Here is an 825-nt window from a genome sequence, read left to right as displayed (position 1 = left end):
GGCGGCGTTCGGCGGGGCGCCGCGGCTGCTCGGCATGGCGGGGCTGGCCTGGCTGTTCGGCCTGCGGCACGCGATGGACGCGGACCATATCGCGGCGATCGACAATGCGGTGCGGCGGCTGGCCGGGCGCGGCCGGGCCGCGAGCCTCGCCGGGCTGTTCTTCTCGCTCGGGCATTCGAGCGTCGTCGTGCTGCTGGCGGCGGCGGTCTCGTTCGGCGCGGGGGCGCTGCGGGGGCATCTCGACGCCGTGACGCGCGATGGCGCCTGGATCGGCACGATCGTCTCGGTGGGGTTTCTGGCGCTGATCGCCGGGGCGAATCTCGTGGCGTTGCGGGCGGAGACGCGCGGCGGCGCGGCGCCGGGGGGCGTGCTGAGCTGGCTGGCGCGGCCGCTGTTCCGCCTCGTGCGGCGGAGCCGGGACATGTATGCGATCGGGTTCCTGTTCGGCCTCGGCTTCGACACGGCGACGGAGATCGGGCTGCTCGCGCTCTCGGCCGCGGGGACGGCGCACGGGATCGCGGCGTGGCGGCTGATGGCGCTGCCGGCGCTGTTCACCGCCGGGATGTCGCTGGTCGATACCGCCGACAGCGCGCTGATGACGCGGGCCTATGGCTGGGCGCTGCGCGACGGGCGGGCCCGGCGGCGCTACAACGTGACGCTCACGGCGGTATCGGCCGCGATCGCGGTGGTGGTCGGCGGCGCGGAATTGCTCGGCCTGGCGGGGGACGGGGTCGGGACCGGGGTGGCGCGGGTGGCGGCGATGCTGGACGCGCACTGGTCGGGCCTCGGCATGATCATCACGCTGATGCTGGCGGGGCTGTGGCT

The 825-nt window shown here is 75.3% G+C and carries 1 protein-coding gene; it reads left to right on the top strand.

Annotated features, from left to right (window positions below; genetic code table 11):
- Positions 1 to 825, top strand: an 825-nt coding sequence (locus RT91_RS19025) for a HoxN/HupN/NixA family nickel/cobalt transporter (RefSeq protein ID WP_035189340.1), incomplete at both ends; no start/stop codon positions are given.

The organism is Acidiphilium sp. JA12-A1, from assembly GCF_000724705.2.
Taxonomy (GTDB): Bacteria; Pseudomonadota; Alphaproteobacteria; order Acetobacterales; family Acetobacteraceae; genus Acidiphilium; species Acidiphilium multivorum.
This window is presented reverse-complemented; position numbering and strand designations above follow the sequence as displayed.